This window comes from Azospira sp. I13, assembly GCF_003112695.1.
GTDB lineage: Bacteria > Pseudomonadota > Gammaproteobacteria > Burkholderiales > Rhodocyclaceae > Azospira.
Genome location: NZ_BFBP01000003.1, coordinates 132623 through 157083, shown reverse-complemented (window position 1 = coordinate 157083; position 24461 = coordinate 132623). Strand labels below are relative to the sequence as shown.

Below are 24461 nucleotides of genomic sequence, written 5' to 3'. Positions count from 1 at the left end.
CGCCGTTCAAAAGGGGGCGGGGTCCGGGCCGAACCGCATGTCGGGGCGGCCCCGGAATCCCCCGCCCTCGCCAACAAAGTAAAAGGGCCAGGCATATCGCCTGGCCCTTTTCTATTCATCGATCCCGTTGCTACGGCACCTCCACTTTCGGAAGCCCGGGCGGGAGTGGATTTACTTGCTGTTCACGTCGTAGGGGTAAGCCTTCTGGGCGACCTTGGCGGCCTTGAAGCCTTCCTGCTCTTCCTTCGGCAGTTCCTTGTCCCACCAGATGGCCCGGCCCTGGCGCTGGTCTTCGACCCATTCCGGATTCTTGGCCAGCATTTCACGCATGAACTTGGTGTGGTCGGATTCGTACAGGGCCATGCCGCAAACTCCCAGTTTGGTTAGACGGTTGCAGGTGAAGGAAGAAAATCGACGAGGATTATAGCCCAAGATGGCGCGCCGCCCGGAATTGCCGCTTTTGCGGCGCCGCGCCTTGACACTGCGGATTTCATTACGTTAACGTCAACGTAAATAAACAATATAAAAAGCGTTACGCGATCCAGGCAGGGGGGAGTCGGGCCGACCACGGCCGATTCACGCGCTCAGGACGACCTGACCACACAGGTGCGTCCGTTCTTCCTGTCTTGTCGCGCGTCTCACCAAGTGTTTTCGTACTTAACGACAAAACAGAGGAGAACGTGTTGTCTGCAACTGAAGCTTTCCTGAAAGCCCGCGACTTCCTGCTGGCTCACCGCACCGATTACACCACCGCCTACAACGGCTTCCAGTGGCCCCAGCTGACCGAGTTCAACTGGGCTCTCGACCACTTCGACGTGATGGCCAAGGGCAACGACAAGCCGGCCCTGTGGATCGTCGAGGAAGACGGCACCGAGCACAAAATTTCCTTCGCCCAGATGTCCGCCCGTTCCAATCAGGTGGCCAACTGGCTCAAGGCCCAGGGGGTCAAGCGGGGCGACCGCATCCTGATGATGCTGGGCAACGAAGTGCCCCTGTGGGAAACCATGCTCGGCTGTATCAAGCTGGGCGCCGTGCTGATTCCCGCCACCACCCTGCTCACCCCGGAAGACCTGCGCGACCGCCTGGATCGGGGCCAGGTCAAGCACGTCATCATCGGCGCTGCCCACACCGACAAGTTCGCCGACCTGGCGGGCGACTACACCCGCATCTGCGTCGGCGCCGAGCCGGCCGGTTGGAAAGCCTTCAAGGACAGCCACACCACTTCCACCGAATACACCCCGGACGCCGCCACCAAGGTTTCCGACCCGCTGCTGCTGTACTTCACCTCCGGCACCACCTCCAAGCCCAAGCTGGTGCTGCACACCCACCAGAGCTACCCGGTGGGCCACCTGTCCACCATGTACTGGATCGGCCTGCAGCCCGGCGACATTCACCTCAACATTTCCTCCCCCGGCTGGGCCAAGCACGCCTGGAGCTGCTTCTTCGCCCCCTGGAATGCCGGCGCCTGCATCTTCCTCTACAACTACAGCCGCTTCTCCGCCAAGTCCATGCTGGGTGTGCTGGAGAAGTACCAGGTCACCACCATGTGCGCACCCCCCACCGTGTGGCGCATGATGATCCAGGAAGACCTGGCAGCCTATAAGGGCCGCCTGAAGATTCGCGAACTGATCGGTGCCGGTGAGCCCCTTAATCCGGAAATCATCGAGCAGCTGCAGAACGCCTGGAACATCACCATCCGTGACGGCTTCGGCCAGACCGAAACCACCGCCGAAATCGGCAACACCCCGGGCCAGCCCCTCAAGCCCGGCTCCATGGGCCGCCCCCTGCCGGGCTACCAGGTGGTACTGGTGGATAGCGAAGGCCACGAAGCGGCCGAAGGTGAAATCTCCCTCAAGCTCAACCCACGCCCCCTGGGCCTGATGGTGGGTTACTCCGGCGACGCCGAAAAGACTGCCGAAGTGATGCGCGATGGCGTTTATCACACCGGCGACGTGGCCACCAAGGATGAAGACGGCTACATCACCTACGTGGGCCGGGCGGACGACGTGTTCAAGGCCTCCGACTACCGCATCTCTCCCTTCGAGCTGGAATCCGTGCTGATCGAGCACCCGGCTGTGGCCGAAGCTGCAGTGGTGCCCTCCCCCGATCCCGTGCGCCTGGCCGTGCCCAAGGCCTATGTGATCCTGCGCAACGGCGAGAAGCCCTCCAAGGAACTCGCGAAGGACATCTTCACCTTCCTGCGCGCCAATCTGGCCCCCTACAAGCGCATCCGCCGCCTGGAGTTCTCCGACCTGCCGAAGACCATCTCCGGCAAGATCCGCCGGGTTGAACTGCGGGCCAACGAAGCCAAGCGCCGCAATGCCAACGAGAAGGGCGAGTGGGAGTTCTTCGAAGAAGACTTCCCCGACCTGAAGGGCTAAGCTTCTCGGCTCGTGAAAACAAAAACGGCGGACCTGCGGGTCCGCCGTTTTTCATTCATGGCACGCCAGCCAAGCCGAGCCAATTCCAGCCAAGTCCAGCTAATCCAGGCCAAGGCTGGCGCCACCTTTGGCCCTACTGGTACACGATGGGCTGGGCGGACCCCGCGCAATAATCAGAGAGAAAATCGTCCACGGTTTCAGTGTCCGTCCCCTCACCCACCACTTCCCGGATGGCCCGGTGAAAATGCTCTGCCTGGGCGCCCTGAATGAACAGGGAGCGATTCCCGGTCTTGTCCACCAACTCGAAACCGTACTGGGCCGGGTAGGCCAGAACCGAATATTCGTCGCTGCTGTAGAACATGTCCATGATCGGGTCCTCTCGTGTTGAAACGCAGGGCGGCCAGTTTTCCTTTCCGCGTCTTCATCTCCCACATGGGAGCGCTACCCTCCGTTTTCAAGAGTATGAACCCGCAGGGGGAAAAAAGTGCCCCCAATTTCCTATCCCGGTTTTCCCGAGGGTGTTCTGGAGCCGCTACACTGCCGGCTTCGCCAAGGAGACCGACCATGCCCTGCCGTTGCGCCTGGGTCAGTGACGACCCGCTGTATCAGCATTACCACGACACCGAATGGGGCGTCCCCCTGCGGGATTCGGCCCGGCTGTTCGAATTCCTTCTACTCGAGGGCGCCCAGGCCGGTCTCTCCTGGATCACCATCCTGAAGAAGCGGGAAACCTACCGCCTCGCCTTCGACCACTTCGCCCCCCTGCGCATGGTGGCCTATGACGAGGCCAAGGTGGCCAGCCTGCTGGCAGATCCGGGCATCGTGCGCAACCGGCTCAAGGTGGCCGCCTTCATCCAGAACGCCCGGGCCTGGTTGCAGCTGTGCGAGGACGAGGGCGATATAGCGGCCTACCTGTGGCAGTTCGTCGGCGGCGCACCACGACAGAACCGCTGGGCCAGCATCGCCGAAGCACCTACCCGTACCGCCGAATCCGATGCCATGAGCAAGGCCCTGGCCAAGCGGGGCTTCAAGTTCGTCGGCTCCACCATCTGCTACGCCTTCATGCAGGCCACCGGCATGGTCAATGACCACACCACCGACTGCTTCCGCCATCGGGAGCTGGCAGTGCCGGGCGTCACCCTCCTGTAACCGGCGGCTGTTAGAAATCTCCTACCGTCGCCCTTTCAGGAGAGTTCCCCATGTACGACCTGCAACCCACCGCCGCCGCCCTGCAGCAGGGCTCCCTCAATGCCGTGGCCAGCATCGCCGGCCGGCTTCTCGATTCCGGCATCCGCTCCCTGGATATCTGCAGCGCCGCCCGCCAGGAGCTGCTGGCCTCCCTGGCCCAGGCCCAGCCCGCAGCTGCCGGCCAGCCGCCTCTGGATTCCGGCAAAGCGGTGGATACCCTGCACCGCCACTCCCTGGCCCTCACCCACGAGAGCCTGGAGGCCCTCCTGGCCTTGCAGGAAGAGGCTATTCGCTTCTTCGAGAGCCACAGCCACGGCCTCAATGCCTTCGTCGCCCACAGTATCGACAAGGCCGGCAAGAGCCTGCCGGTGGAAATTCTGCCGGCCGTGGGCCTGTTTCGCAGCAGTGTGGCGAACCTGGACAATGCCCTGGTGAACCTGGCCGAAACCGCTGCCCAGACCGCTAGCCAGATCGAAAAGACCCTGCTGGAAGAAAACGCCGCCCAGGCCCAGAAATCCGCAGCTGCCTCCCGTCGCAAGAGCGCCTGAAGTGGCCTTGCCGGGCGGAGCCCCCGCCGCCCGGCTACAATAGCGCCCCGCCCTTCACGCGAGCACTTCCGCCATGTCGGCCAAGAATCCCCTCGGCAACACCCCCAATACCTCCGCCAATACCCAGTTCCACGGCCTCGATGCCGTACGCCTCACCCTGCCCGACGGCAGCACCGCCGTCATCAGCGCCTTTGGCGCCCAGGTCCTCTCCTGGGTTCCGGCCGGTGGCGGCGAACGTCTCTACCTCAGCCCCAAGGCCGATTTCAGTGGCAAGGCACCGATCCGCGGCGGCGTGCCGGTGATCTTTCCCCAGTTCGCCGAGCGTGGCCCCCTGCCCAGGCACGGCTTTGCCCGCACTGCCGCCTGGGCCCTGGAAGAATGGCGCGAGCAACCGGAAGCGGAAGAAGGCGGCTTCGCCTGCGCCGTGTACAGCCTGCAGGCGGATGAAGCCACTCGGGCCCTGTGGCCCCACGACTTCAAGGCCGAACTGACCGTGGCCCTGACCCGGGATCGCCTGGATATCGAACTGGAAGTGGAAAATCCCGGTAGCGAGGCCCTGGAATTCACCTGTGCCCTCCACACCTACCTGCGTGTCAAGGAAGTGGAAAACGCCACCCTCACCGGCCTCCACGGCAGCCGCCGGCTACTGCCGGGCAGCCAGGAAACGAAGATTGAAAGCGGGCCGGAACTGATGGTGGAAGACGAGGTGGACGACGTCTATCTCAACGTGCCCCGCCCCCTGCTGCTGAAAGACGGGCGCCAGGCCCTGGCCATCGCCAGTGAAGGTTTTACCGACGTGGTGGTGTGGAATCCCTGGGAAACGAAATGCGCCGGCCTGCCGGACATGCCTGCCAACGGCTTCCGCCATATGTTGTGCGTCGAATCCGCCGCCGTGGGCAAGCCGGTCAGCGTGGCGCCGGGGGAAGCCTGGTGGGGTCGCCAGACCCTGGTCACCCTGGACGCGGCCTAATACCCGGCCACAGTGGGACAACAGGGCGGCAACGCCGCCCGCTCCCGACGCCACGGTGGCAACACCGTGGCGACACCACAGCATCACCGCAGCAGCCCGGTATCTGCACCCCGCTACCGTTCAGCCAGCCGCCAGGGCCTGGCTGACCTTGCGCATTTCATCCTGTAGTTGCCGTACCAGGGGGACCAGCCCTTCCGGGTTGCCCGCCTTGGCCTGCAACTCCAGTTCCCGGGCCAGTCGGCTGCCCTGGTCGGCACTGAAAGTGGCCATCAAGCCCTTGTAGGTGTGGGCTTCCCGGGCCAGGGCCGTCATATCCGTTGCAGCCAGGGCTTCATCCAGGCGTTGCAGGTAGGCCGGCAACTCGGTGGCATACATCTGCACCAGCATGGCAAACAGTTCCTCGTCGCCATCCAGGCGCTCCACCGCTTCCTTCCGGTTGCACACCGGCGTCTCGCCCGGAAGCGGCATGGCCGGGGCCGCCGGGGCCGCCGGAGCCGCTCCGCCGGCGGCGGGCGTTTCGAGGCGCCGCCAGAGGGGCAGCACATCGGCAATGGCGGTGAAAAATTCATCCCGGCGGATGGGCTTGGAGACATAGGCATCCATGCCCGCCTCCAGGCAACGCTCCCGGTCGCCGGCCATGGCATTGGCGGTCATGGCGACGATGGGGATATGGCGGCCGTCGGCAGCGGCGGACTCCTGCTCCCGGATGCGCCGGGTGGCTTCCAGCCCGCCCATCACCGGCATCTGCATATCCATGAGAATCAGGTCGAAGGTCTGGCGCTCCAGGGCGTCCAGGGCTTCCTGGCCGTTGCCGGCCACCACCACCGTGTGGCCGCGCTTGTGCAGCAGGGTGACCACCAGCTTCTGGTTCACCGGGTTGTCTTCCGCCAACAGCAGATGCAGGGGCGGCAGGGCTACTTCCTTTTCGCTATCGGCAAACACCAGGCCGCCGCCGGGGGCGCTGGCGGCCTGGGCCGGGCTCAGGCGCACGGTGAAGTGGAAGGTGCTGCCGGCCGCCGAGTTGTTTTCGACCCACAGCTGCCCTTCCATCAGGCGCACCAGGCGCATGCAGATGGTCAGCCCCAGCCCGGTACCGCCGAAACGCCGGGTGACTGAACTGTCGGCCTGGGAGAAGGCTTCGAAAATCAGCTGCTGCTTGTCCGGCGGCACGCCGATGCCGGTGTCGCTGACGAAGAAGTGCAGTAGATCGTCCTCCGCCCGCACCCGCACGGCAACGCGCCCTTCCTCGGTGAACTTGATGGCATTGCCCACCAGATTGATGAGGATCTGCCGCAACCGTCCCGGGTCCCCCATGTAGCCATCCGGCAGGCCGGCGGGGACTTCATAGACCAGGGCCAAGCCACGCTGGCGAGCCCGCAGTTCAAGGGGCGCCAGGGTATCCCGCAGGAGCTGGCGCAGGTTGAAGTGGATGGTTTCCAGCTCCAGCTTGCCGGCCTCGATCTTGGAGAAGTCGAGGATGTCGTTGATGATCACCAGCAGCGCGTCGGCGGAGGATTTGACCATCTGCAGGTAATCCCGCTGCTCGCCGTTCAGCTCTGTCTCCAGGGCCAGGTCGGTCATGCCGAGGATGCCGTTCATGGGGGTACGGATTTCGTGGCTCATGTTGGCCAGGAACTCGCCCTTGGCCCGATTGGCGGATTCGGCGGATTCCTTGGCCAGCTGCAGTTCCCGTTCTGCCTGCTTGCGTTCGGTGATGTCCCGATAGAGCCAGAGATGGCCCCGGTAATCCTCCGGCTGGGCCACCTGGGGGAAGAGGTAGATGGGAATGTAGTCCCGCTCCACCACCCGGCCGTCGGTGAGGACGATTTCCTCCCCCACCACCGGCAGCCGTCCGGCAACGATCTGTTCGGCCTGGGGCACCGCCTTCTGCCCCTGCTCGCTGTCGGCGAAGAGGCGCTCCAGGTGGTCGAGCACCAGGCGGCAATCGACGCCCACCAGTTCCTGGGGTTCCACATCCAGATTGAAGAGCTGGCCCAGGGCCTGGTTGGCCAGGACCACCTGGCGGTTTTCATCCTCCACCAGAATGGCCGTCTGCATGCTCTCGATCAGGGCCGAGAGGCGGGAGGTGGTGGCCATCAGGTAATCCTCGTCCCGCTTGCGTTCGGTGATGTCCTGGAAGGCGGCCACGGTGCCGGTGAAGCGATCGCCTTCAAAAAGGGGGACGGAAACTACGGAAATGGGGAAGACCCGGCCATCCCGGCGGGTGAAGGCATCCAGTTCAGAGCGGAAGGGGCGGCTGGCCACGGCGCTGGCGTGGAGCGGGCATTCGTCCTTGACCACCGGGAAGCCGGTGGCGGTCTGGAAGTGCACGGCGTCGTGCAGATCCTGACCCAGCAGGTCCTGGCGATCCCAGCCAAGGAGATGCTCGGCCTCGGCGTTGACGAAGGTGCAGCGCCCCTCCACGTCGGTGGCGACAACACCCTCGCCCAGGGCATCGGTGAGGCTTTTGAGGAAGCGGTTGCTTTCCTCGATGGTTTCTTCCTGCTGCTTGAGGCGTCTAGAGGCCCGGTTGAGGGCATCGTAAAGCTCGCGGATTTCCAGGTTGCCGCCATAGGTCGGCAGGGTGGTGCCCCGCAACACATCCAGGCGGGAGGCGAAATCCGAAGCCTGGCGCAAGGCCCGCAGGGGCCGTACGAGAAAGAGCAGCAACAGGGCGGTGCTGCCGAGAATGGCGATCAGGGCCGTGACGATGCTGTCTTCCCAGATGCGGCGTTCCGCCACGGTCAGCAAGTCCAGGCCGATTTCCACCCGCAACCAGCCCAGGGTCTTGCCGCTCACCACCGGCTGCCAGAGCAGGAGGCGGCGCTCCTTGGCATTTTCTTCGATCTGGGTGAAAGCCTCCCTGATGGGTCCCTCGGCATTGGCCGGCAGGACCAGGCTGGGCTGGCCATAGACCGCCACCGGCTCTCGATCACCCCGTTCCTTGCCCACCGCGGCCAGCACCTTGCCGGAGGGGTCGGCCAGCACCAGGGAACGGATGTCCTGATGCTCGGCGGAGCGCAGCAGGAAATATTCCAGGGCCGCGCCGTCGCCAAGCACCAACTGGGTGGCGGCGGTGAGAGCAATGTTGTGGGCCAGGGCCTGGCTGTGGCGGGCAATGGTCTCCTGGGTCAGGGCCGATTGCTGGCGCACCGTGTAGGCGGTGAAAGCGAAGACGGTGAAGATGAAGAGGATGGACACCAGCATCGCCACCTGGGAGCTGATGCGATAGGGCAAAAGCCCGAATTTGGCGACAGGAACGGTGGGCTTCGTGTCCATGGGCGGCGGCCGGAGAGCGGGATCGGGAAGGCGGAACTGCTGGCAATCGGGAAGCCCAAACGGGAATCTCGGAAACGGCCCCAAAGGTGGCCGCAACGCCGCGCCAGCAGCGGACTTTTTGTCGTCGAGTATAGCAGAGGCGCCATGGACAGCCCGCCGGAAAGCCGCCATAATCGGCCGACCCAAGCTTGGCAGTTCCCCCTGAGTCCCCTCCCATGAAGTTCCTCTTCGATCTCTTCCCGGTCATCCTCTTTTTCATCGCCTTCAAGGTTGCCGGCATCTACGTCGCCACGGCGGTGGCCATTGTCGCCACCTTCGCCCAGATCGGCTGGCTGAAGGCACGGCGCAAGCCGGTGGATACCATGCTGTGGATCAGCCTGGCCATCATCGTTGTCTTCGGTGGTGCCACCCTAATGCTGCACGACGAGACCTTCATCAAGTGGAAGCCCACGGTGCTCTACTGGCTCTTTGCCCTGATTCTCGGCGGTGCCAGCCTGTTTTTCCGGCGTAACCTGATCCGCAAGCTGCTGGCCGACAAGATGGAACTGCCCGAGGCCGCCTGGAACCGCCTCAACCTGTCCTGGATCACCTTCTTCAGCCTCATGGGGGGCCTCAACCTCTATGTGGCCTTCAACTACCCCACGGAAACCTGGGTCAATTTCAAACTGTTTGGCGGCATGGGCCTGATGCTGGCCTTCGTCCTGGTCCAGGGGGCCATGCTGTCCAAATACATGCCCGACGAGGAGAAGCACTGATGCTCTACGCCATCATCGGCGAAGACCGCCCCGACAGCCTGGAAGCCCGCCTGGCGGCCCGCCCCGCCCACCTGGCCCGCCTCAACCTGCTGCTGCAGGAAGGCCGCCTGGTCCTGGCCGGCCCCTGCCCTGCCATCGACTCCCCGGACCCGGGCCCAGCCGGCTTCACCGGCAGCCTGATCGTCGCCGAATTTTCTTCCCTGGAAGCCGCCCGAGAGTGGGCCGATGCCGACCCCTACGTGGCTGCCGGCGTCTACACCCAGGTCACCATCAAGCCCTTCAAGAAGGTACTGCCGGCGTGAGCGACACCCTGGCTGCCATGGGGCAGCGCCTGGCCGTCCTGTCGCCCCTGCGTATCGACATCGAAGACGAATCTGCCGCCCACCGGGGCCACGCCGGCGCCGCCAGCGGAGGCGGCCATTACCGCCTGACCCTGGTCAGTGCCGCCTTCCACGGCAAGAACACCGTAGCCCGGCATCGCCTGGTCTACGACGCCCTGGGCGAAATGATGCGGGGACCGATCCATGCCCTCGCCATAAAAGCCCTGACACCCGACGAAGACTCCGTATAATTCCCGGTCCAGTCGTCCCATAACCCTGCACCACATTTACCCCCCCACAGCACAAGGACTCGTTCATGCAGACTGTTTCCAAGCTGGCCGCCGCCCTGGTTTGCGGCGCTCTCCTTTCCGCCAACGCCATGGCCCAGAAGGCCGCTCCCGCGGTCATCGTCAATGGCACCGCCGTACCCCAGACCCTGGCCGATGCCTTCATCGCCGAACAGAAGGCCCAGGGCGCCCAGGAAGGCCCGGAGCTGCGCGCCGCCGTGCGTGAAGAGCTGGTTCGCCGTGAAATCCTGACCCAGGAAGCGAAGAAGAAGGGCCTGGACAAGAAGCCCGAGATTGCCTCCCAGATGGGCCTGGCCTCCCAGGCCGTGCTGATCCGCGCCTTCATCCAGGACTACATCAAGAACCATCCCGTCAGCGAAGCCCAGCTGAAGAAGGATTACGAGCAGATCAAATCCCAACTGGGTGGCAAGGAATACAAGGCCCGCCACATCCTGGTGGAGACCGAAGCCGAAGCCAAGGTGCTGCTGGACAAGCTGAAGAAGGGCGAGAAGTTCGAGGATCTGGCCAAGCAATCCAAGGACCCGGGTTCCAAGGACAATGGCGGCGATCTGGGCTGGTCCAACCCCAGCAACTACGTCAAGCCGTTTGCCGAAGCCCTGATCAAGCTGGAAAAGGGCAAGCTGACCGAAGCCCCGGTAAAGAGCGACTTCGGCTGGCACATCATCCAGCTGGACGACACCCGTCCCCTGACCCCGCCCGCCTTTGAACAGGTCAAGCCCCAGCTGCAGCAGCGCGCCCAGCAGCAGGTGGTGGAAGGCCTGCTGAAGGATCTGCGGGCCAAGGCCAAGGTGGAATAAGACCGCCGCAAAGCACCATTCGACGGCCTCCTCCGGGAGGTTGTCGCAACAAGGGGGAGCGCCGCCAGGCCCTCCCCCTTTTGCATGGGCCGGCGGCCTTCATCGGGTTGTAATCTCCGCTCACTAGATTCGGGGACTAGCTTCCGGTGGAGATTTCCCATGACCGCGTCCCTCCAGTCCCTGCAGTCTCATATGCCCGGCCACCATCACGGCCCCGCGCTGCCTGGCTATTTGCCTGCTTCCGCCGCCCTGTCCCGCCGCCCCACCGAGGAAGACGGGGAACTGGCCCAGTTTCTCGCCCTGCTGCGGGATAACCGGCTGGTGGCAGTCTTCCAGCCCATTCTCGACTACCGGGGCCACACCTACATCGGCTACGAGGGCCTGATCCGCGGCCCTTCGGACTCCCCCCTGCACATGCCGAGCGCCCTCTTCGACGTGGCCCGGCGCCACCACCGCATCATGGAGCTGGAGCGGGCCTGCCGACGGGCCATCTTCGAAGCCTTTGCCGCCCTCAAGCTGCAAGGTACCCTGTTCGTCAATGCCAGCCCCCGCTGCCTGGAAGACCCGGAATTCCGCAACGGAGACACCCTGGAGCTGCTGCGCAGCCTGGGCCTCGCCCCCAGCCGTATCGTCATCGAGCTGACGGAAAACCAGCAGATTCACGACTTCGATCACCTGCACCAGGTGCTCCTCACCTACCGGGGCCAGGGCTACCGTTTCGCCGTGGACGACCTGGGGGAAGGCTTCTCCAACCTGCGTCTGTGGTCGGAACTGCGCCCCGAATACGTCAAGATTGACCGCCACTTCGTCCAGGGCGTGGCGGAGGATGCGCTCAAGTTCCAGCTCATCCGCTCCATGCACGAAATTGCCGAAACCTGCGGTGCCGCCATCATCGCCGAGGGCATCGAGGATGAAGCGGATTTCACCACCATCCGGGATCTGGGCATCGCCTGCGGCCAGGGCTTCTTCATCGCCCGGCCGGACCCCAAGCCCGACACCCAGCCGGCCGGGGCGGTCATCGCCGCCATAAAGAATCGCCAGATTTCCGTTTTCCCCGGCAACGGTGCCGCCCAGGGCGGCACCACCATCCGCGCCCTCAACCACTACATCGCCCCGCTGATGCCCCACACCTGCAATGACACGGTGTATCTGCGCTTCGAGGCGAACCCGGAGCTGCACGTCATTCCGGTGGTGAACAACGAGCACCAGCCCATCGGCCTGATCAACCGGCACAACCTGATCGACCGCTTTGCCCGCCCCTTCCGCCGGGAGCTATACGGCCGCAAGCCCTGCACCCTGTTCATGGACCCGGCCCCCCTGATCGTGGACCAGCATCTCTCGGTGCAGGAGGTGGGCCTGATGATTTCCCGGGCCGCCAAGCACTACCTCTACGACGGCTTCATCATCACCGATGGCGGGCGCTACCAGGGCGTTGGCAGCGGCCAGGATCTGATGGCGATGATCACGGAAATGCAGATTTCCGCCGCCCGCTACGCCAACCCCCTGACCCAGCTACCGGGCAACGTGCCCATCAACGAACATGCAGAGCGCCTGCTGGCCAGCCAGATTCCCTTCTCCGCCTGCTATTTCGACCTGGACAATTTCAAGCCCTTCAATGACGTCTACGGCTATCGCAAGGGCGACGACCTGATCCAGCGCCTAGGCCACATCCTGGTGGAAATCGCCGACCCGCGCCTGGACTTCATCGGCCACATCGGCGGCGACGACTTCATCATCCTGTTCCAGAGCCCGGACTGGGAGGAACGCTGCACCCGGGCCCTGGGCCTGTTCGATGCCCACGTGCCGAGCCTGGTACAGCCGGAAGACCTGCTACGGGGCGGCTTCCTCGGCGAAGACCGCAAGGGGCGTAGCGTTTTCACGCCCCTGCCCTCCCTCTCCATCGGCGCCCTGCGGGCCGAACCGGGAGCCTTCGCTTCCCATCACGAAGTGGCAGCGGCAGCCGCCATGGCCAAAAAGCAGGCAAAAAAACAGGCCGGCAGTTCGCTCTTCATCGAACGTCGCCGGCCTGCTCTGGCTACCGCTACCGTCTGACTCGCCCTCCAGCCTACCCAGAGCCCCACCGGGGCCAAAGCAGCTGCACCAGCGTGCCAGGCCTCAATGGCGATAGAGGCGGAATTCGCCGAGGATGGCGCGCAGGCTCTCTGCCGTCGCCAGCAGGTTGTCGGTGGCCTGCTTGGCCTCCTGGGCCGCCACGGTGTTCTGCTCGATCAGCACGGAAATATGCTCCATGCTGCCATTGACCTCCTGGCTGGCCAGGCTTTGCTGCTGGGCCGCTTCGGAAATCTGCCGCGCCATGCCGCTGACCTGGCGTGAAGCTTCGGCGATGCTGGCCAGGCCGGTCACGCTCTCGTGCATCATGCCGATGCCGGACTGCACCTCTTCCACCGCCTGCTCCATACGGCCCACCGCCTGACGGGTGGCGCTCTGCACGGATTCCACATTGCCGGTGATATCGCCGGTACTGGCCGTGGTGCGCTCCGCCAGCTTGCGCACCTCGTCGGCCACCACGGCAAAGCCCCGCCCCTGTTCCCCGGCCCGGGCTGCCTCGATGGCGGCGTTGAGGGCCAGCAGGTTGGTCTGGCTGGCGATTTCCTGGATCACCTGGGTCATCTGGCCGATCTTGGCGATGGCATCGTTGAGCTGGTGCAAGGTGTCGGAAGCCTCGGTCACGGCCCCCACCACCCGCTGGGTCGCCTCCATGCTGCGGGAAATCTGCACATTGCTCTCCCCCACCAGGCGCTCCGAATCCTGGGCGGCACCGGCGGTTTCCCCGGCATGGCCGGCCACTTCCTGCACCGACTGGGAAAACTCCTCGGTGGCGGCGGCCACGCTCTGCACGTCATCCAGCTGTTGCTGGGATTTGGCGGCCACCTGGCTGACTTCCGCATCCAGCTGGGCACAGCGCTGGTCCATGGTCTGGGAGGCATGGCGCACCTGATCCAGCATGGCCTTGAGGGAGGCCTGCATGGTGGCCAGCTGGCAAAGCAGCTGGCCCGGCTCGTCCCGCCGCTGGATATCGATATCGCTGGTCAGATCCCCCTCTGACATCAGCCGGAAGGTGGCAATGGCCTGCTGCATGGGGGTGACGATGGCCCGCACCAGCAGCCAGCCGCCGCCCAGGGCCAGCAGCAGGGCCGCCAGGGTGGCGGCGCCCATGGTGGCGAGGAGGCGATGGTAGCGGGCCTGCGCAGCTTCGAAATCGCTGCGGGCCGAGGCTTTCAGTTCGTCAATGAGGGTACGGCCCACCTGCTGGACTTCGCCATAGATCGGGTTGATGCGCGTCAGCAGAAGCACCGAGGCCTGGTGGAAGTCACCGCCCTTGAGGGCATCCCGGGCGGCATTGACGCCTTCGGCGGAGAATTTCTTGCGCACCTCGCCGAGCTTTTCCACCCACTGCTTTTCTGCCGACGTCAGGGGCTGCTTCTGTAGTTCTTCCAACAGGCCGTTGATCTTCTGGCGGTTGCCCAGGGTCTTTTCCAGGTGCATCTCCAAACCGTGGTCATGGAGCTTCACCAGATCGCTCTTGGGGTCGTGCTGCAGGGCCAGCATGATCTGGGAGCGGTTTTCCCCCAGCAGGGCCATGATTTCATTGACGGCCACCGTCGGTTCCAGCTTGCGCTCGTATTGCTCGGAGAGCGCGGCATTGGTCTGGCTCAGGCCGGCCAGGCCGAGGCCGGCCACCACGGCGGTGATGGCGACAAAGGCAGTCATCATGGCACCCAGGCGCTGCTTGACGGAAAGCCGCGCCCAGAGCCCGCCACCGGCCTTCGGCAGGGCGGCAGTCTTGTCGTTGCGCAGGCGCTGATAAAGGCTCTCCGCCTGCTGGATCTGGGCCCGATTGGGCTCGGTACGCACCGACATGTAGCCGACGACCCTACCAGCCTTGGCCACCGGCACGACAAAGGCTTCGACCCAGTAGAAGGCACCGTCCTTGGTGCGGTTCTTCACCAGCCCGCGCCAGGGGTTACCGGACTTTACCGTGGCCCACAGGTCGGCAAAGGCCTGGGGCGGCATGTCGGGATGGCGGACCAGGTTGTGGCTGGCACCGATCAGCTCCTCGCGGGAAAAGCCGCTGATGTCGATGAAAGCTTCATTGACGTAGGTGATGACGCCTTTGAGGTCGGTGCGGGAAACCAGATAGCGGTCAGAGGGAAAGGCAATTTCCTGGGAGGTAACGGGAAGATTGATTTTCATTGGGCCAGCAGAATCGGTGGGAAGGAAAACCCCGGCAGGCAGCGCAGCAGACGGCCCCCAAAAACGGCGGCCAATGACGCCTGACGGGCGCGCAAACCAAGGTCATAGAACCAAGATTATAACAACTTAATCAATCCAAAAAACGGAACTAGTCGGCAAAGGCGGCACTATCTTTGTCATTACAATGACCCCTTGCCTTTCCTCATTCCGTACGTCATTTCCGCGACACCCGGCGCCCGCCAAGAACAAGGAGAAACAGCCATGGCCCTGGACCCTGCCGCCCAGCCCGGATGGCCGCCTGCCCCGGCCCTCCCCTGCCTGCTTTTCAACCCACATTTCACCCTGTTTTCCTGCCTGCCGACTCCCCCAGGCCGGCCACTTTTCATTCCCAATGGCCGTCTCGCCGGAGGCCCCCAGGCATGATGCAGTACCTCCGCCCGGCCCTGCTCGCCCTGCTCACCCTTTTCCTGCCCACGGCACCGGCCCTGGCCGACAGCAGGCCGGAGACGGTGCATCTGCAACTGAAATGGCGCCACCAGTTCCAGTTCGCCGGGTATTACATGGCCCAGGAGAAGGGCTACTACAAGGAAGCCGGCCTGGAAGTACGGATCGCCGAAGGCCGCAGCGATATCGACCCGGTGACTGAAGTCCTTGCCGGCCGGGCCCAATACGCCGTTGGCGCTTCAGAGCTGGTGCTCGAGCGCAGTCGCGGCCGGCCGGTGGTGGCCCTGGCCGCCATCATGCAGCACTCGCCCCTGGTGCTCTTCGCCCGGGCCGGTAGCGGCGTACGCAGCGTCAAGGACCTGGAGGGCCGGCGCCTGATGCTGCTGCCGACGGAAGCCGAAGCCTTCGCCTTCCTGCGCCGCAGCCGGGTGGCGGTGGAGCGCATCCGGCTGGTGCCACCCAGCTTCGCCGTGGACGACCTGATCAGCGGCCGGGTGGATGCCCTCTCGGGCTATGCCACCGACGAGGGCTTCCTCCTCGAACAGGCCGGTTTTCCCTATCTGGCCTTCTCTCCCCGGGCCGTCGGCATCGACTTTTATGGCGACACCCTGTTCACCTCGGAACAGCAGATCGCCCGCCACCCGGCCCAGGTCGCCGCTTTCCGCGCCGCCAGCCTGAAGGGCTGGCACTACGCCCTGGCCCATCCGGAAGAGGCGGTGGAACTGATCCTCAGCCGCTACGGCACACGCCACAGCCGGGAACACCTGCAATTCGAGGCCGAGCGCCTGGCCCCCCTGATCCAGTCCGACCTGGCAGAAATCGGCCAGATGACGGCTGGCCGCTGGCAACGCATCGCCGCCGCCTACAGCGAACTGGATATGGTACCCGCCGACTACGCCATCGACGGCCTCCTCTATCGCCCACCCCAGCCGCCGGAAGTAGCCCCCTGGGCCATCGGCAGCATTGCCGGCAGCCTGGCCCTAGCCTTGGCCGGCGCCCTGGCGGCCTTCCACATGCTGCGCCTGCACCGGGGCCTGCAAGCCCAGATGCGCCACCGGGACCAGGCGGAGTGCGTCCTCCAGGCCAGCCAGGAGCGGCTGCGCCTGATTTTTGAAAGCGCCCCCCTGGCCGCCATGGTCTACGACCGGGAGGCTCGCATCCGCGAATGGAACCACCGGGCCGAAGAGATTTTCGGCTGGCCGCGACAGGAAGTACTGGGCCGCCCCTTCTTCGACTACATGGTGCCGGAGGAGGCCCGGCCCCAGGTGGAGCGCATCGTCGCCACCATTTACGACGGCCAGCCGATCCAGTATTCCCTCAACCACAATCTGACCCGGGACGGCCGCACCATTCTCTGCGAATGGAGCAATGCCATCTTCCACGACGATGCCAGCGGCGAGGATTGCGTCATCGCCATGGCGGCGGATGTGACCCAGCGGGAGCAGGTGCAGCAGGCCTTGCACGAGAGCGAAAGCCGCTATCGCTCGCTGCTCGAGGCCTCCCCCTTCCCGGTGACCGTAACCCGGCTGGAAGACAGCAGCGTGGTCTATCTCAACCAGCGGGCCGCCGCCCGCCTGGAGGTGGAGCAGCAATCTGCAGGCGGGCGCTACGCCACGGATTTCTGGGTGGATGTGGGCCAGCGCCAACGGCTCATTGAGGAATTACGCCGCAGCGGTGCCGTGGCCGATGTGGAAGCCCGTCTGCGCAACACCCGAGGTGAAGTCTTCTGGGCCCTGGTTTCCGGCCGCCTGATGCAGGATCGGAACGAGGCCACGGTGGTCATCGCCTTCGCCGACATCAGCGAGCGCAAACGGGCCGAGAGCATGCTGCAGGAGCTGAACGGCCAACTGGCCTTCCGCCTCCAGGAAATCAACATCCTTCAGGAAAAGCTCCAGGAGCAGGCCATCCGGGACGCCCTGACGGGCCTGTTCAATCGTCGCTACCTGGATGAAACCCTGGAGCGGGAACTGGCCCGCGCCAAGCGGGATGGTTATTCCCTGGTGGTAGCCATGCTGGATATCGACCGTTTCAAGCGCTTCAACGACACCCATGGCCACCGCGCCGGCGACGAAATGCTGCGAGCCCTCGGCGCCTTCCTGCGCCGCAATGCCCGCAACGGCGACATTCCCTGCCGTTACGGCGGCGAGGAGTTCCTCCTGGTGCTGCCGGGCATCGACCAGCAAAGCGCCCTGCAACGGGTGGAAGAATGGCGCGCAGCCTTTGCCGCCCTGCAGGTGCCCTTCGGCAACCTGATGCTCCAGGCCACCCTATCGGTAGGCCTGGCCTGCTACCCTGATCACGGCACCACTCCCGACGACCTGATCGATGCTGCCGACGCTGCCCTTTACCGAGCCAAGGAAAATGGCCGTAACCAAGTGGTCTTGGCCGCCACGAAAAGCGAGTAAAACATGCCCGACCGACGCCGCCTGCTCCAGGGATTATCTGCCGGCAGTCTTTCCCTGCTGCTCTCCACCTATCTGCGCCAGGCCGTAGCGGCTGGGGGTAAACCGGTGCCCCCCGGCCTCTACCGGATCGACGGCGAGGTGCGCATCAACGGGCAGCACGCCCGACCAGGGCAAGCCATCGGCCCAGGCGATGCCATCCATACCGGTCCAGCGGCCAGCGCCATCTACGTGGTGGGGGAAGATGCCTTCCTGCAACGGGAAAACACCCGGGTGAGCCTGGGCGAAGGCCTGCTCAAGGATGTGCTGCGGCTAACCACGGGCAAGTTGCTGTCGGTCTTTGCCAAGGGCAGCCGGCGCATCGAAACGCCTACCGCCACCATCGGCATCCGGGGCACCGGCTGCTACCTGGAAGCGGAAGAGAAACGGGTCTATTTCTGCCTCTGCTACGGCACGGCGGACGTTTCCCCCCTGGCCGAGCCGGGGCGGGTGGAAACCATTACCACCCGGCACCACGACCACCCGGTCTACCTCCACGCCGACCAGGGCATGCCCATGATGGCGCCGGCTTCGGTAATCAACCACAGTGACGCCGAACTCATCCTGCTGGAAAACCTGGTGGGCCGCTGGCCGCCCTTCTACGGCCAGGGCGAGCGGTACTGAGGCGGCCGGGCAGGTACGACGAGCACGAATGGACGGAGGCTAACGCCCTGTTCCGCCGCTGTACCGCGCAACGCCCCCTTCCGCCATGGCACCTGACTTGCCGACGTGGCCCGCCGGGGCCCGCGGCGAATAGCCGCTCAGTCCTGGGAGGGCTCTTCCTGCAACAGCTTGCGCCAGCCGTCGTGGCCCAGGCGGCGCACGGTGGCGATGTTGCGCTCGTAGATGCTGTCCGGATCGGGGAAGGCGGCCACGGCCCGGTCGATGCTGCTTTCCCGCAGCAAATGCAGGGTGGGATAGGGCGAACGGTTGGTGACGTTGTCGATATCGTCCGCATCGCTGCCGGCAAACTCGTAATCCGGATGCAGGCTGGCAATCTGATACACCCCTTCGTAATCCAGGTTGCGGATCAGGGCTTCGGCTTCCTGCAGGAAGAAGTGGTAGTCGAGAAAATCGGTGAGAACCTTGGGGTGGATCAGCAGGGTGGTATCCAGCTCCGCCGGATCGGTCTCGGTCAGCAGGGTGAATTCCCGCTCCAGCTCGGCCAGCAGTTCGTCGGCCGTAGTGGCCTCGCTTAGGGCGTAGCGGATCTGCTTCTTGACGTGCACCGACTTGGCGAAGGGACACAGGTTGAGGCCGATCACGGCCCGCTCCAGCCAGCGCCGGGTATCGGCGAGAATTTTCTCGGCGGCAACGGTGTCGGTATAGGGATGCAGAACAGGGGGAAGCATGGACAACCTTCTCCGGGAATGAACCACGGCATAGACAAGAATGGGGAGAGCCTCCGGGCGGGAGCGGCGCAAGCTGCTGAATCAGCCGAACCAGCCGGGGTCCGCCAAGGCGGGGTGGAAAAGACAGGCAGCCGGCAGCGCGCGCTACGGCGGCGCCTCCGTCGCAGGAAGGCGCTAGCCCTGGCTGGCGGGCGGCGCCACCTTCACCACTTCTTCCAGGGTCGTGAGACCAGCCGCCACCTTCATGGCACCGGAGATGCGCAGGGGCTTCATGCCTTCCCGGTAAGCCTGCTCACGGACCTTGGCCACGTCGGTGGCGCCGGTGACCATCTTTTTCAGTTCGGGGGAAAGCAGCAGCAGTTCGTAGAGCCCCATGCGCCCCATGTAGCCTGTCATGCGGCATTCCAGGCAGCCCACGGGCTGGTAGATCTGGGCCGGGCGCTTGGACTTCCAGGGCGCCACCAGGCTGTCCCAGATGTCCTCATCCTCCTTGCGCATATCCACCGGCTTCTTGCAGTGGGGGCAGAGGGTACGCACCAGGCGCTGGGCCATGATGCCCAGCAGGGTGGCGTTGATCAGGTAGGGCGGCACCCCCAGGTCCAGCAGGCGGGAGACGGCAGAAGGCGCATCGTTGGTGTGCAGGGTAGACAGCACCAGGTGGCCGGTGAGGGCTGCCTGGATGGCCATGTCGGCGGTTTCCATGTCGCGGATTTCGCCGATCATGATGATGTCCGGGTCCTGGCGCATGAGGGCCCGCACGCCGTCGGCAAAGCCCAGGTCGATGTTCATCGACACCTGCATCTGGTTGAAGGCCGGCTCCACCATTTCGATGGGGTCTTCAATGGTGCACACGTTCACTTCGGGCGTAGCCAGCTGCTTCAGGGTGGAATAGAGGGTAGTAGTCTTGCCGGAGCCGGTGGGGCCGGTCACCAGAATGATGCCGTTAGGCTGGCCGGTCATGGAACGCCAGCGGTTCTTGTCTTCCTCGCCAAAGCCCAGTTCGGAAAAATCCCGTACCAGCACTTCCGGGTCGAAGATGCGCATCACCAGCTTTTCACCGAAGGCCGTGGGCAGGGTGGAGAGGCGCAGTTCCACCTCCTGGCCGCCAGCGGTGCGGGTCTTGATGCGGCCATCCTGGGGGCGGCGCTTTTCCACCACGTCCATGCGGCCGAGAATCTTGATGCGGCTGGTCATGGCGGCCATCACCGCCATCGGAATCTGGTACACCTGATGCAGCACCCCGTCGATGCGGAAGCGCACGATACCCAGCTCTCGCCGGGGTTCGATGTGGATGTCGGAGGCCCGCTGCTCGAAAGCGTACTGCCACAGCCAGTCCACGATATGGACGATGTGCTGGTCGTTGGCGTCGAACTGGCGGTTGGTCTTGCCCAGTTCCACCAGTTGCTCGAAGGAGGCCAGGCCACTGACCTCGGAGCCTTCCTTGGCCGCCTTCTTGACCGAGCGGGCCAGGTTGTAAAACTCCACCAGATAGCGGGCGATGTCCTGGGGATTGGCCACCACCCGGCGGATGTCCTTGCGCAGGACAGCCTTCAGTTCCTTTTCCCATTCCCGCAGGTAGGGCTCGGCGGTGGCGACCACCACTTCCTTGGTGGTGACCTGGACGGGAATGATCTTGAAACGCCCGGCATAGGTGTTGGACACCACCTCGGTGACGGCAGAAAAATCGATTTTCAGGGGGTCAATATGCAGGTAATCGAGCCCCACCTTCTCCGCCAGCCACTCCGTGAGGGCTTCCAGATGCAAGGGCTTCTGGGGCGGCAACAGGCTTTTCCAGTTTTGGTCGGCCACCACCACCAGGGGATGCACGTCGCCTCGGTGGTAGCGACGCTCCCGCACCAGGGTTTCCGCCACGACGGCATCCACCATGCCATCGGCCACCAGCAGTTTGGTCACTTCTGCCAGGGTCAGGCGATGGTCCGCAACAGTGGCGTGGGAGGATTTGACGGTGGAGGCGCTGACGGAGGACATGGTATCGGAATAGAAAGACCGCACTGCTGCGCACTATAAACGAATCCCGCCGGCCAACGGCAGGGGATTGGCGGCCCGGTGACTTTTTTGCCGATACGGGGCACACTCGCGCCCGACAGACTTGCAGCCCATCCTCGCCCGTCCCGGCATATTCCCTTCACGCCGTCCGCCCCGGCACGGCATCAGGCCCGCCCATGCTCCCCATTGTCTATCGCGACGACACCCTGATCGCCATCCACAAGCCGCCGGGGCTGCTGGTCCACCGCTCGCCGGTGGATCGCCACGAAACCCGTTTTGCCATACAGCTGCTGCGGGATCAGATCGGCCAGTGGGTTTACCCGGCCCATCGCCTGGACCGAGGCACCTCCGGTGTCCTGCTGTTCGCCTTGAATCCGGAAACGGCACGGGAACTGGGGCGCCAATTCGAAGCCCGGACGGTGGGGAAAACCTACGTCGCCGTGGTACGGGGCCACCCCGAAGCATCAGGCAGCATCGACCATCCCCTGACCCGCCAGTTCGACGAGAAGGAATGGCAGGGGGAGGCCATGAGCCGGGAACCCCAGGCTGCTCTCACCCACTACCGGCGCCTGGCCACGGTGGAACTGCCGGTAGCGGTGGACCGCTACCCCAGCAGCCGCTACGCCCTGATGCAGCTGGAACCGGCGACGGGGCGGCAACATCAGCTGCGCCGCCATCTCAAGCACATCGCCCACCCCATCATCGGCGATGCCACCTACGGCAAGGGCAGGCATAACCGCTTCTTCGCCGAACATTTCGGCTGCTCGCGGCTATTGCTGGCCTGCCTGCGCCTGGAACTGACCCACCCGGCAAGCGGCGCCCCCCTGCGGCTGGAGGCGCCCCTGGAGGGCGATTTTTCCCGGCTGGTGGCCACCCTGGGCTGGGCTAGCGCCCTAGGCCCCGAGCTCGCCGGCCAGCCCTGAAGGCTCAGCGCCCCTTGCGGCTGCCACCCTTGGCAGCGCCTTTGGCGCCCCCCTTACCACCGCTCTTGGGGCTGCCCTTGGGTGCTGATTTAGGGCTCCGCTTCGGGGCCCCCGCCTTGGCACCGGCCGGGCTCTTGCCGCGATGACCGCCCTGCCCCGGACCGCCCGCTTTGCCGCCAGGGGCAGCCTTGCCCGGCTTGCCACCGCCGGAACCCACGCGGGGCTTGCCTTGCGGCGCAGGAGCTCCCAGGACGGGCTTGCCCGTGGTGTTCTTGCGCCAGGTCACCACCTCGTCGTCGCCGGCCGGACCTTCCTTCTTTTCCTGGGCCAGGATGAAGTCGATGCGGCCAGATTCCAGATCGGCCCGCACCAGCTTCACCCGCAGACGGTCGCCGAGGCGAAAGCGCTTGCCGCTGCGTTCGCCCAGCATCTGGTGCTTGGCCGGCTCGAAGTGGAAGTAGTCTTCACCCAGTTCGGAGACGTGCACCATGCCTTCGACGAAGACCTCGTCCAAGGCGACGAAGATGCCGAAGGCGGCGACGCCGGCGATGGTGCCCTCGAATTCCTCCCCGATGCGCTCCTTCATGTAGAAGCACTTCAGCCAGTTATCCACGTCCCGGGTGGCCTCGTCGGCCCGGCGTTCGGTGCCGGAGCAATGCAGGCCGATGTCTTCCCACTTGCCCGGGTTGTAGGTCTCGCCTGCCAGCACCGCCTTGATGGCGCGATGCACCAGCAGGTCGGGATAGCGGCGGATGGGCGAGGTAAAGTGGGTGTAGGCCTCGTAGGCCAGGCCGAAGTGGCCCAGGTTTTCCGGGGCGTACTGGGCCTGGCGCAGGGAGCGCAGCATCACCGTCTGCAGCAGTTGGGTATCGGGCCGGCCCTGGATTTTTTCCAGCAACTCGGCGTAGTCCTTGGCCTTGGGCTCGTCGCCGCCGGCCAGGGAAAAACCGAATTCGCCGAGGAAGGCCCGCAGGTTTTCCAGCTTTTCCGGCGTCGGCCCCTGGTGCACCCGGTACAGACAGACCTGCTTGTGCTCATGCAGGAAGCCGGAGGCGCAGACGTTGGCCGCCAGCATGCACTCCTCGATCAGGCGGTGGGCGTCGTTGCGCACCACGGGCACGATGTTGTCGATCTTGCCCTGGGCATTGAACAGCATCTGGGTTTCCACCGTCTCGAAGTCGATGGCACCCCGCTTCTTGCGCGCCTTGAGCAGCACCTGGAAGAGCTTGTAGAGGTTCTGCAGGTGAGGCTGCAGGGCTTGATGTACCTCGTTCTCCGGCGTAGCGTCGCCGGACAGCCAGCTCCACACCTGGTTGTAGGTGAGGCGGGCGTGGGAGCGGAACACCGCCGGGTAGAAGCGGTATTTGGTGATGCTGCCGGTGGCGCTGATGTTCATGTCGCACACCATGGCCAGCCGTTCCACGTCCGGATTGAGGGAGCAGATGCCGTTGGAGAGCTTTTCCGGCAGCATGGGAATGACCCGCCGCGGGAAATACACCGAGTTGCCCCGGTCGTAGGCCTCCTGGTCCAGGGCCATTCCCGGGCGCACGTAGTTGGAGACGTCGGCGATGGCCACCACCAGACGCCAGCCGCGGCCCACTTTCTCGCAGAAGACCGCATCGTCGAAGTCCCGGGCGGTCTCTCCGTCGATGGTCACCAGGGGCAGTTCACGCAAGTCTTCGCGGCCCTTGAGGTCGCTCTTCTTGACCTTGTCCGGCACCGCCTGGTTTTCGGCCTGGGCTTCCTTGGAAAACTCGAAGGGCAGATCGTGCTTGCGCAGGGCAATCTCGATTTCCATGCCCGGATCGGCGTAATTGCCGAGAATCTCGACAATGCGGCCGATGGGCTGGGAATAGCGGGAGGGCTGCTCGAGGATTTCCACCATCACCACGTTGCCGGGGCGGGCCTTGAGCTTGGCCCGTTTGTCGGTCATGGCGGTGGGAGGAATCAGGATGTCCTGGCTGATACGCTTGTTCTCGGCAACCACGAACTGGATGCCGTGCTCTTCCATGAGCCGGCCCACCAGGCGGGTGTTGGCCCGCTCCAGCACTTCGACGATGGTGGCCTCGCGGCGACCACGGCGGTCCAGGCCGATGCAGCGCACCAGAACCCGGTCGCCGTGCAGCACCTTGTCCATCTGCTTGGGCTCGAGGAAGAGGTCGTCACTGCCGTCGTCTGGTTTGACGAAGCCGAAGCCGTCCGGATGACCTTCCACCTTGCCGGGGATCAGGTCTGCCTTCTCCGGCAGGATGTAAGCATTCTTGCGGTTGCGCAGCAGCTGGCCGTCCCGCTCCATGGCGTTGAGACGGCGCTGGAAGAGTTCCTCCTCGTCCCGGCTGATGTCCAGCAGGGCCACCATCTGGTCGAAGGAAACCGGGCGTCCCTGGTCCTGCAACACCTGCATGGTGTATTCGCGGGACGGTAGGGGAATCTCGTACTTTTGGCACTCCCTTTCAAAGAAGGGATCATTTTTTCTGGTTTTAGATAGTTTTCTAGTTGACATGGTCTTTATTTACCTTATAATCGCGCCTTC

General features: G+C 64.5%; 19 protein-coding genes. 12 read left to right on the top strand and 7 right to left on the bottom strand.

Annotated elements, in window-relative coordinates; genetic code table 11:
• Window positions 1-171 precede the first annotated feature (171 nt).
• Window positions 172-363 carry a DUF3460 family protein gene (locus AZSI13_RS03225; RefSeq protein WP_109039746.1) on the bottom strand — a complete coding sequence of 64 codons (192 nt, stop codon included), beginning with the start codon at window positions 361-363 and terminating at the stop codon, window positions 172-174.
• Between the two features lie 320 nt (window positions 364-683).
• On the opposite strand from AZSI13_RS03225, the gene AZSI13_RS03220 reads away from it, so the two are divergent.
• Window positions 684-2381, top strand: coding sequence for an AMP-binding protein (locus tag AZSI13_RS03220; protein ID WP_109039745.1), 1698 nt, complete (start codon window positions 684-686; stop codon window positions 2379-2381).
• A 133-nt stretch (window positions 2382-2514) separates the two neighbouring features.
• On the opposite strand, the gene AZSI13_RS03215 is transcribed toward AZSI13_RS03220, so the two are convergent.
• The gene (locus AZSI13_RS03215) at window positions 2515-2748 is read right to left on the bottom strand and encodes a DUF3567 family protein (protein WP_109039744.1); all 234 of its coding nucleotides are present in this window, start codon (window positions 2746-2748) and stop codon (window positions 2515-2517) included.
• A gap of 197 nt (window positions 2749-2945) precedes the next feature.
• Between AZSI13_RS03215 and AZSI13_RS03210 the strand changes: the two genes are divergently transcribed.
• The 3 genes from AZSI13_RS03210 to AZSI13_RS03200 all read left to right on the top strand — a co-directional run bounded on the left by AZSI13_RS03210 (window position 2946) and on the right by AZSI13_RS03200 (window position 5087).
• A complete protein-coding gene (locus tag AZSI13_RS03210; protein WP_109039743.1) occupies window positions 2946-3530 on the top strand; it encodes a DNA-3-methyladenine glycosylase I in 585 nt (194 codons plus the stop codon).
• 50 nt (window positions 3531-3580) lie between these two features.
• Window positions 3581-4117 carry a hypothetical protein gene (locus AZSI13_RS03205; RefSeq protein ID WP_109039742.1) on the top strand — a complete coding sequence of 179 codons (537 nt, stop codon included), beginning with the start codon at window positions 3581-3583 and terminating at the stop codon, window positions 4115-4117.
• Window positions 4118-4190: 73 nt separating this feature from the next.
• Window positions 4191-5087, top strand: coding sequence for a D-hexose-6-phosphate mutarotase (locus AZSI13_RS03200; RefSeq protein ID WP_109039741.1), 897 nt, complete (start codon window positions 4191-4193; stop codon window positions 5085-5087).
• 120 nt (window positions 5088-5207) lie between these two features.
• Here AZSI13_RS03200 and AZSI13_RS03195 read toward each other — a convergent pair whose 3' ends face one another.
• The gene (locus AZSI13_RS03195; RefSeq protein ID WP_109039740.1) at window positions 5208-8366 is read right to left on the bottom strand and encodes a PAS domain-containing hybrid sensor histidine kinase/response regulator; all 3159 of its coding nucleotides are present in this window, start codon (window positions 8364-8366) and stop codon (window positions 5208-5210) included.
• A 215-nt stretch (window positions 8367-8581) separates the two neighbouring features.
• Between AZSI13_RS03195 and AZSI13_RS03190 the strand changes: the two genes are divergently transcribed.
• The 5 genes from AZSI13_RS03190 to AZSI13_RS03170 all read left to right on the top strand — a co-directional run bounded on the left by AZSI13_RS03190 (window position 8582) and on the right by AZSI13_RS03170 (window position 12598).
• A complete protein-coding gene (locus tag AZSI13_RS03190) occupies window positions 8582-9121 on the top strand; it encodes a septation protein A (protein WP_109039739.1) in 540 nt (179 codons plus the stop codon).
• A complete protein-coding gene (locus AZSI13_RS03185; protein WP_109039738.1) occupies window positions 9121-9423 on the top strand; it encodes a YciI family protein in 303 nt (100 codons plus the stop codon). The genes AZSI13_RS03190 and AZSI13_RS03185 overlap by 1 nt, the downstream gene beginning before the upstream one ends.
• A complete protein-coding gene (locus tag AZSI13_RS03180; protein ID WP_235609631.1) occupies window positions 9420-9692 on the top strand; it encodes a BolA family transcriptional regulator in 273 nt (90 codons plus the stop codon). Before AZSI13_RS03185 ends, AZSI13_RS03180 begins: the two co-directional genes overlap by 4 nt.
• A 65-nt stretch (window positions 9693-9757) precedes the next feature.
• On the top strand, window positions 9758-10546 hold the full coding sequence (locus AZSI13_RS03175; protein WP_109039737.1) for a peptidylprolyl isomerase: 789 nt from the start codon (window positions 9758-9760) through the stop codon (window positions 10544-10546).
• A 159-nt stretch (window positions 10547-10705) separates the two neighbouring features.
• On the top strand, window positions 10706-12598 hold the full coding sequence (locus AZSI13_RS03170; RefSeq protein ID WP_109039736.1) for a GGDEF domain-containing protein: 1893 nt from the start codon (window positions 10706-10708) through the stop codon (window positions 12596-12598).
• A 63-nt stretch (window positions 12599-12661) separates the two neighbouring features.
• On the opposite strand, the gene AZSI13_RS03165 is transcribed toward AZSI13_RS03170, so the two are convergent.
• Window positions 12662-14761 carry a methyl-accepting chemotaxis protein gene (locus AZSI13_RS03165; RefSeq protein ID WP_109039735.1) on the bottom strand — a complete coding sequence of 700 codons (2100 nt, stop codon included), beginning with the start codon at window positions 14759-14761 and terminating at the stop codon, window positions 12662-12664.
• Between the two features lie 419 nt (window positions 14762-15180).
• Here AZSI13_RS03165 and AZSI13_RS18140 point away from each other — a divergent pair, with 419 nt between their 5' ends.
• Both AZSI13_RS18140 and AZSI13_RS03155 read left to right on the top strand, forming a co-directional pair.
• Complete coding sequence (locus AZSI13_RS18140) at window positions 15181-17610, top strand: diguanylate cyclase (protein WP_165833277.1); 2430 nt, start codon at window positions 15181-15183, stop codon at window positions 17608-17610.
• A gap of 3 nt (window positions 17611-17613) precedes the next feature.
• Window positions 17614-18270 (top strand): hypothetical protein, encoded by a 657-nt coding sequence (locus tag AZSI13_RS03155; RefSeq protein WP_109039733.1) that lies wholly within the window; start codon window positions 17614-17616, stop codon window positions 18268-18270.
• 137 nt (window positions 18271-18407) lie between these two features.
• On the opposite strand, the gene AZSI13_RS03150 is transcribed toward AZSI13_RS03155, so the two are convergent.
• A complete protein-coding gene (locus tag AZSI13_RS03150; RefSeq protein WP_109039732.1) occupies window positions 18408-18998 on the bottom strand; it encodes a DUF1415 domain-containing protein in 591 nt (196 codons plus the stop codon).
• 174 nt (window positions 18999-19172) lie between these two features.
• Entirely contained in the window at window positions 19173-20987 is a 1815-nt protein-coding gene (locus AZSI13_RS03145) for a GspE/PulE family protein (protein WP_109039731.1), read from the bottom strand.
• Window positions 20988-21181: 194 nt separating this feature from the next.
• Here AZSI13_RS03145 and AZSI13_RS03140 point away from each other — a divergent pair, with 194 nt between their 5' ends.
• Window positions 21182-21928, top strand: coding sequence for a pseudouridine synthase (locus tag AZSI13_RS03140; protein WP_109039730.1), 747 nt, complete (start codon window positions 21182-21184; stop codon window positions 21926-21928).
• Window positions 21929-21932: 4 nt separating this feature from the next.
• On the opposite strand, the gene rnr is transcribed toward AZSI13_RS03140, so the two are convergent.
• Window positions 21933-24431 carry a ribonuclease R gene (gene rnr / locus AZSI13_RS03135; RefSeq protein ID WP_109039729.1) on the bottom strand — a complete coding sequence of 833 codons (2499 nt, stop codon included), beginning with the start codon at window positions 24429-24431 and terminating at the stop codon, window positions 21933-21935.
• Between the last annotated feature and the right edge of the window lie 30 nt (window positions 24432-24461).

Coding starts and splice junctions, on each gene's coding strand:
- AZSI13_RS03225 (WP_109039746.1), bottom strand. CDS start 363: ATGGCCCTGTACGAATCCGACCACACCAAGTTCATGCGTGAAATGCTG.
- AZSI13_RS03215 (WP_109039744.1), bottom strand. CDS start 2,748: ATGGACATGTTCTACAGCAGCGACGAATATTCGGTTCTGGCCTACCCG.
- AZSI13_RS03210 (WP_109039743.1), top strand. CDS start 2,946: ATGCCCTGCCGTTGCGCCTGGGTCAGTGACGACCCGCTGTATCAGCAT.
- AZSI13_RS03205 (WP_109039742.1), top strand. CDS start 3,581: ATGTACGACCTGCAACCCACCGCCGCCGCCCTGCAGCAGGGCTCCCTC.
- AZSI13_RS03200 (WP_109039741.1), top strand. CDS start 4,191: ATGTCGGCCAAGAATCCCCTCGGCAACACCCCCAATACCTCCGCCAAT.
- AZSI13_RS03195 (WP_109039740.1), bottom strand. CDS start 8,366: ATGGACACGAAGCCCACCGTTCCTGTCGCCAAATTCGGGCTTTTGCCC.
- AZSI13_RS03190 (WP_109039739.1), top strand. CDS start 8,582: ATGAAGTTCCTCTTCGATCTCTTCCCGGTCATCCTCTTTTTCATCGCC.
- AZSI13_RS03185 (WP_109039738.1), top strand. CDS start 9,121: ATGCTCTACGCCATCATCGGCGAAGACCGCCCCGACAGCCTGGAAGCC.
- AZSI13_RS03175 (WP_109039737.1), top strand. CDS start 9,758: ATGCAGACTGTTTCCAAGCTGGCCGCCGCCCTGGTTTGCGGCGCTCTC.
- AZSI13_RS03170 (WP_109039736.1), top strand. CDS start 10,706: ATGACCGCGTCCCTCCAGTCCCTGCAGTCTCATATGCCCGGCCACCAT.
- AZSI13_RS03165 (WP_109039735.1), bottom strand. CDS start 14,761: ATGAAAATCAATCTTCCCGTTACCTCCCAGGAAATTGCCTTTCCCTCT.
- AZSI13_RS18140 (WP_165833277.1), top strand. CDS start 15,181: ATGATGCAGTACCTCCGCCCGGCCCTGCTCGCCCTGCTCACCCTTTTC.
- AZSI13_RS03155 (WP_109039733.1), top strand. CDS start 17,614: ATGCCCGACCGACGCCGCCTGCTCCAGGGATTATCTGCCGGCAGTCTT.
- AZSI13_RS03150 (WP_109039732.1), bottom strand. CDS start 18,998: ATGCTTCCCCCTGTTCTGCATCCCTATACCGACACCGTTGCCGCCGAG.
- AZSI13_RS03145 (WP_109039731.1), bottom strand. CDS start 20,987: ATGTCCTCCGTCAGCGCCTCCACCGTCAAATCCTCCCACGCCACTGTT.
- AZSI13_RS03140 (WP_109039730.1), top strand. CDS start 21,182: ATGCTCCCCATTGTCTATCGCGACGACACCCTGATCGCCATCCACAAG.
- rnr (WP_109039729.1), bottom strand. CDS start 24,431: ATGTCAACTAGAAAACTATCTAAAACCAGAAAAAATGATCCCTTCTTT.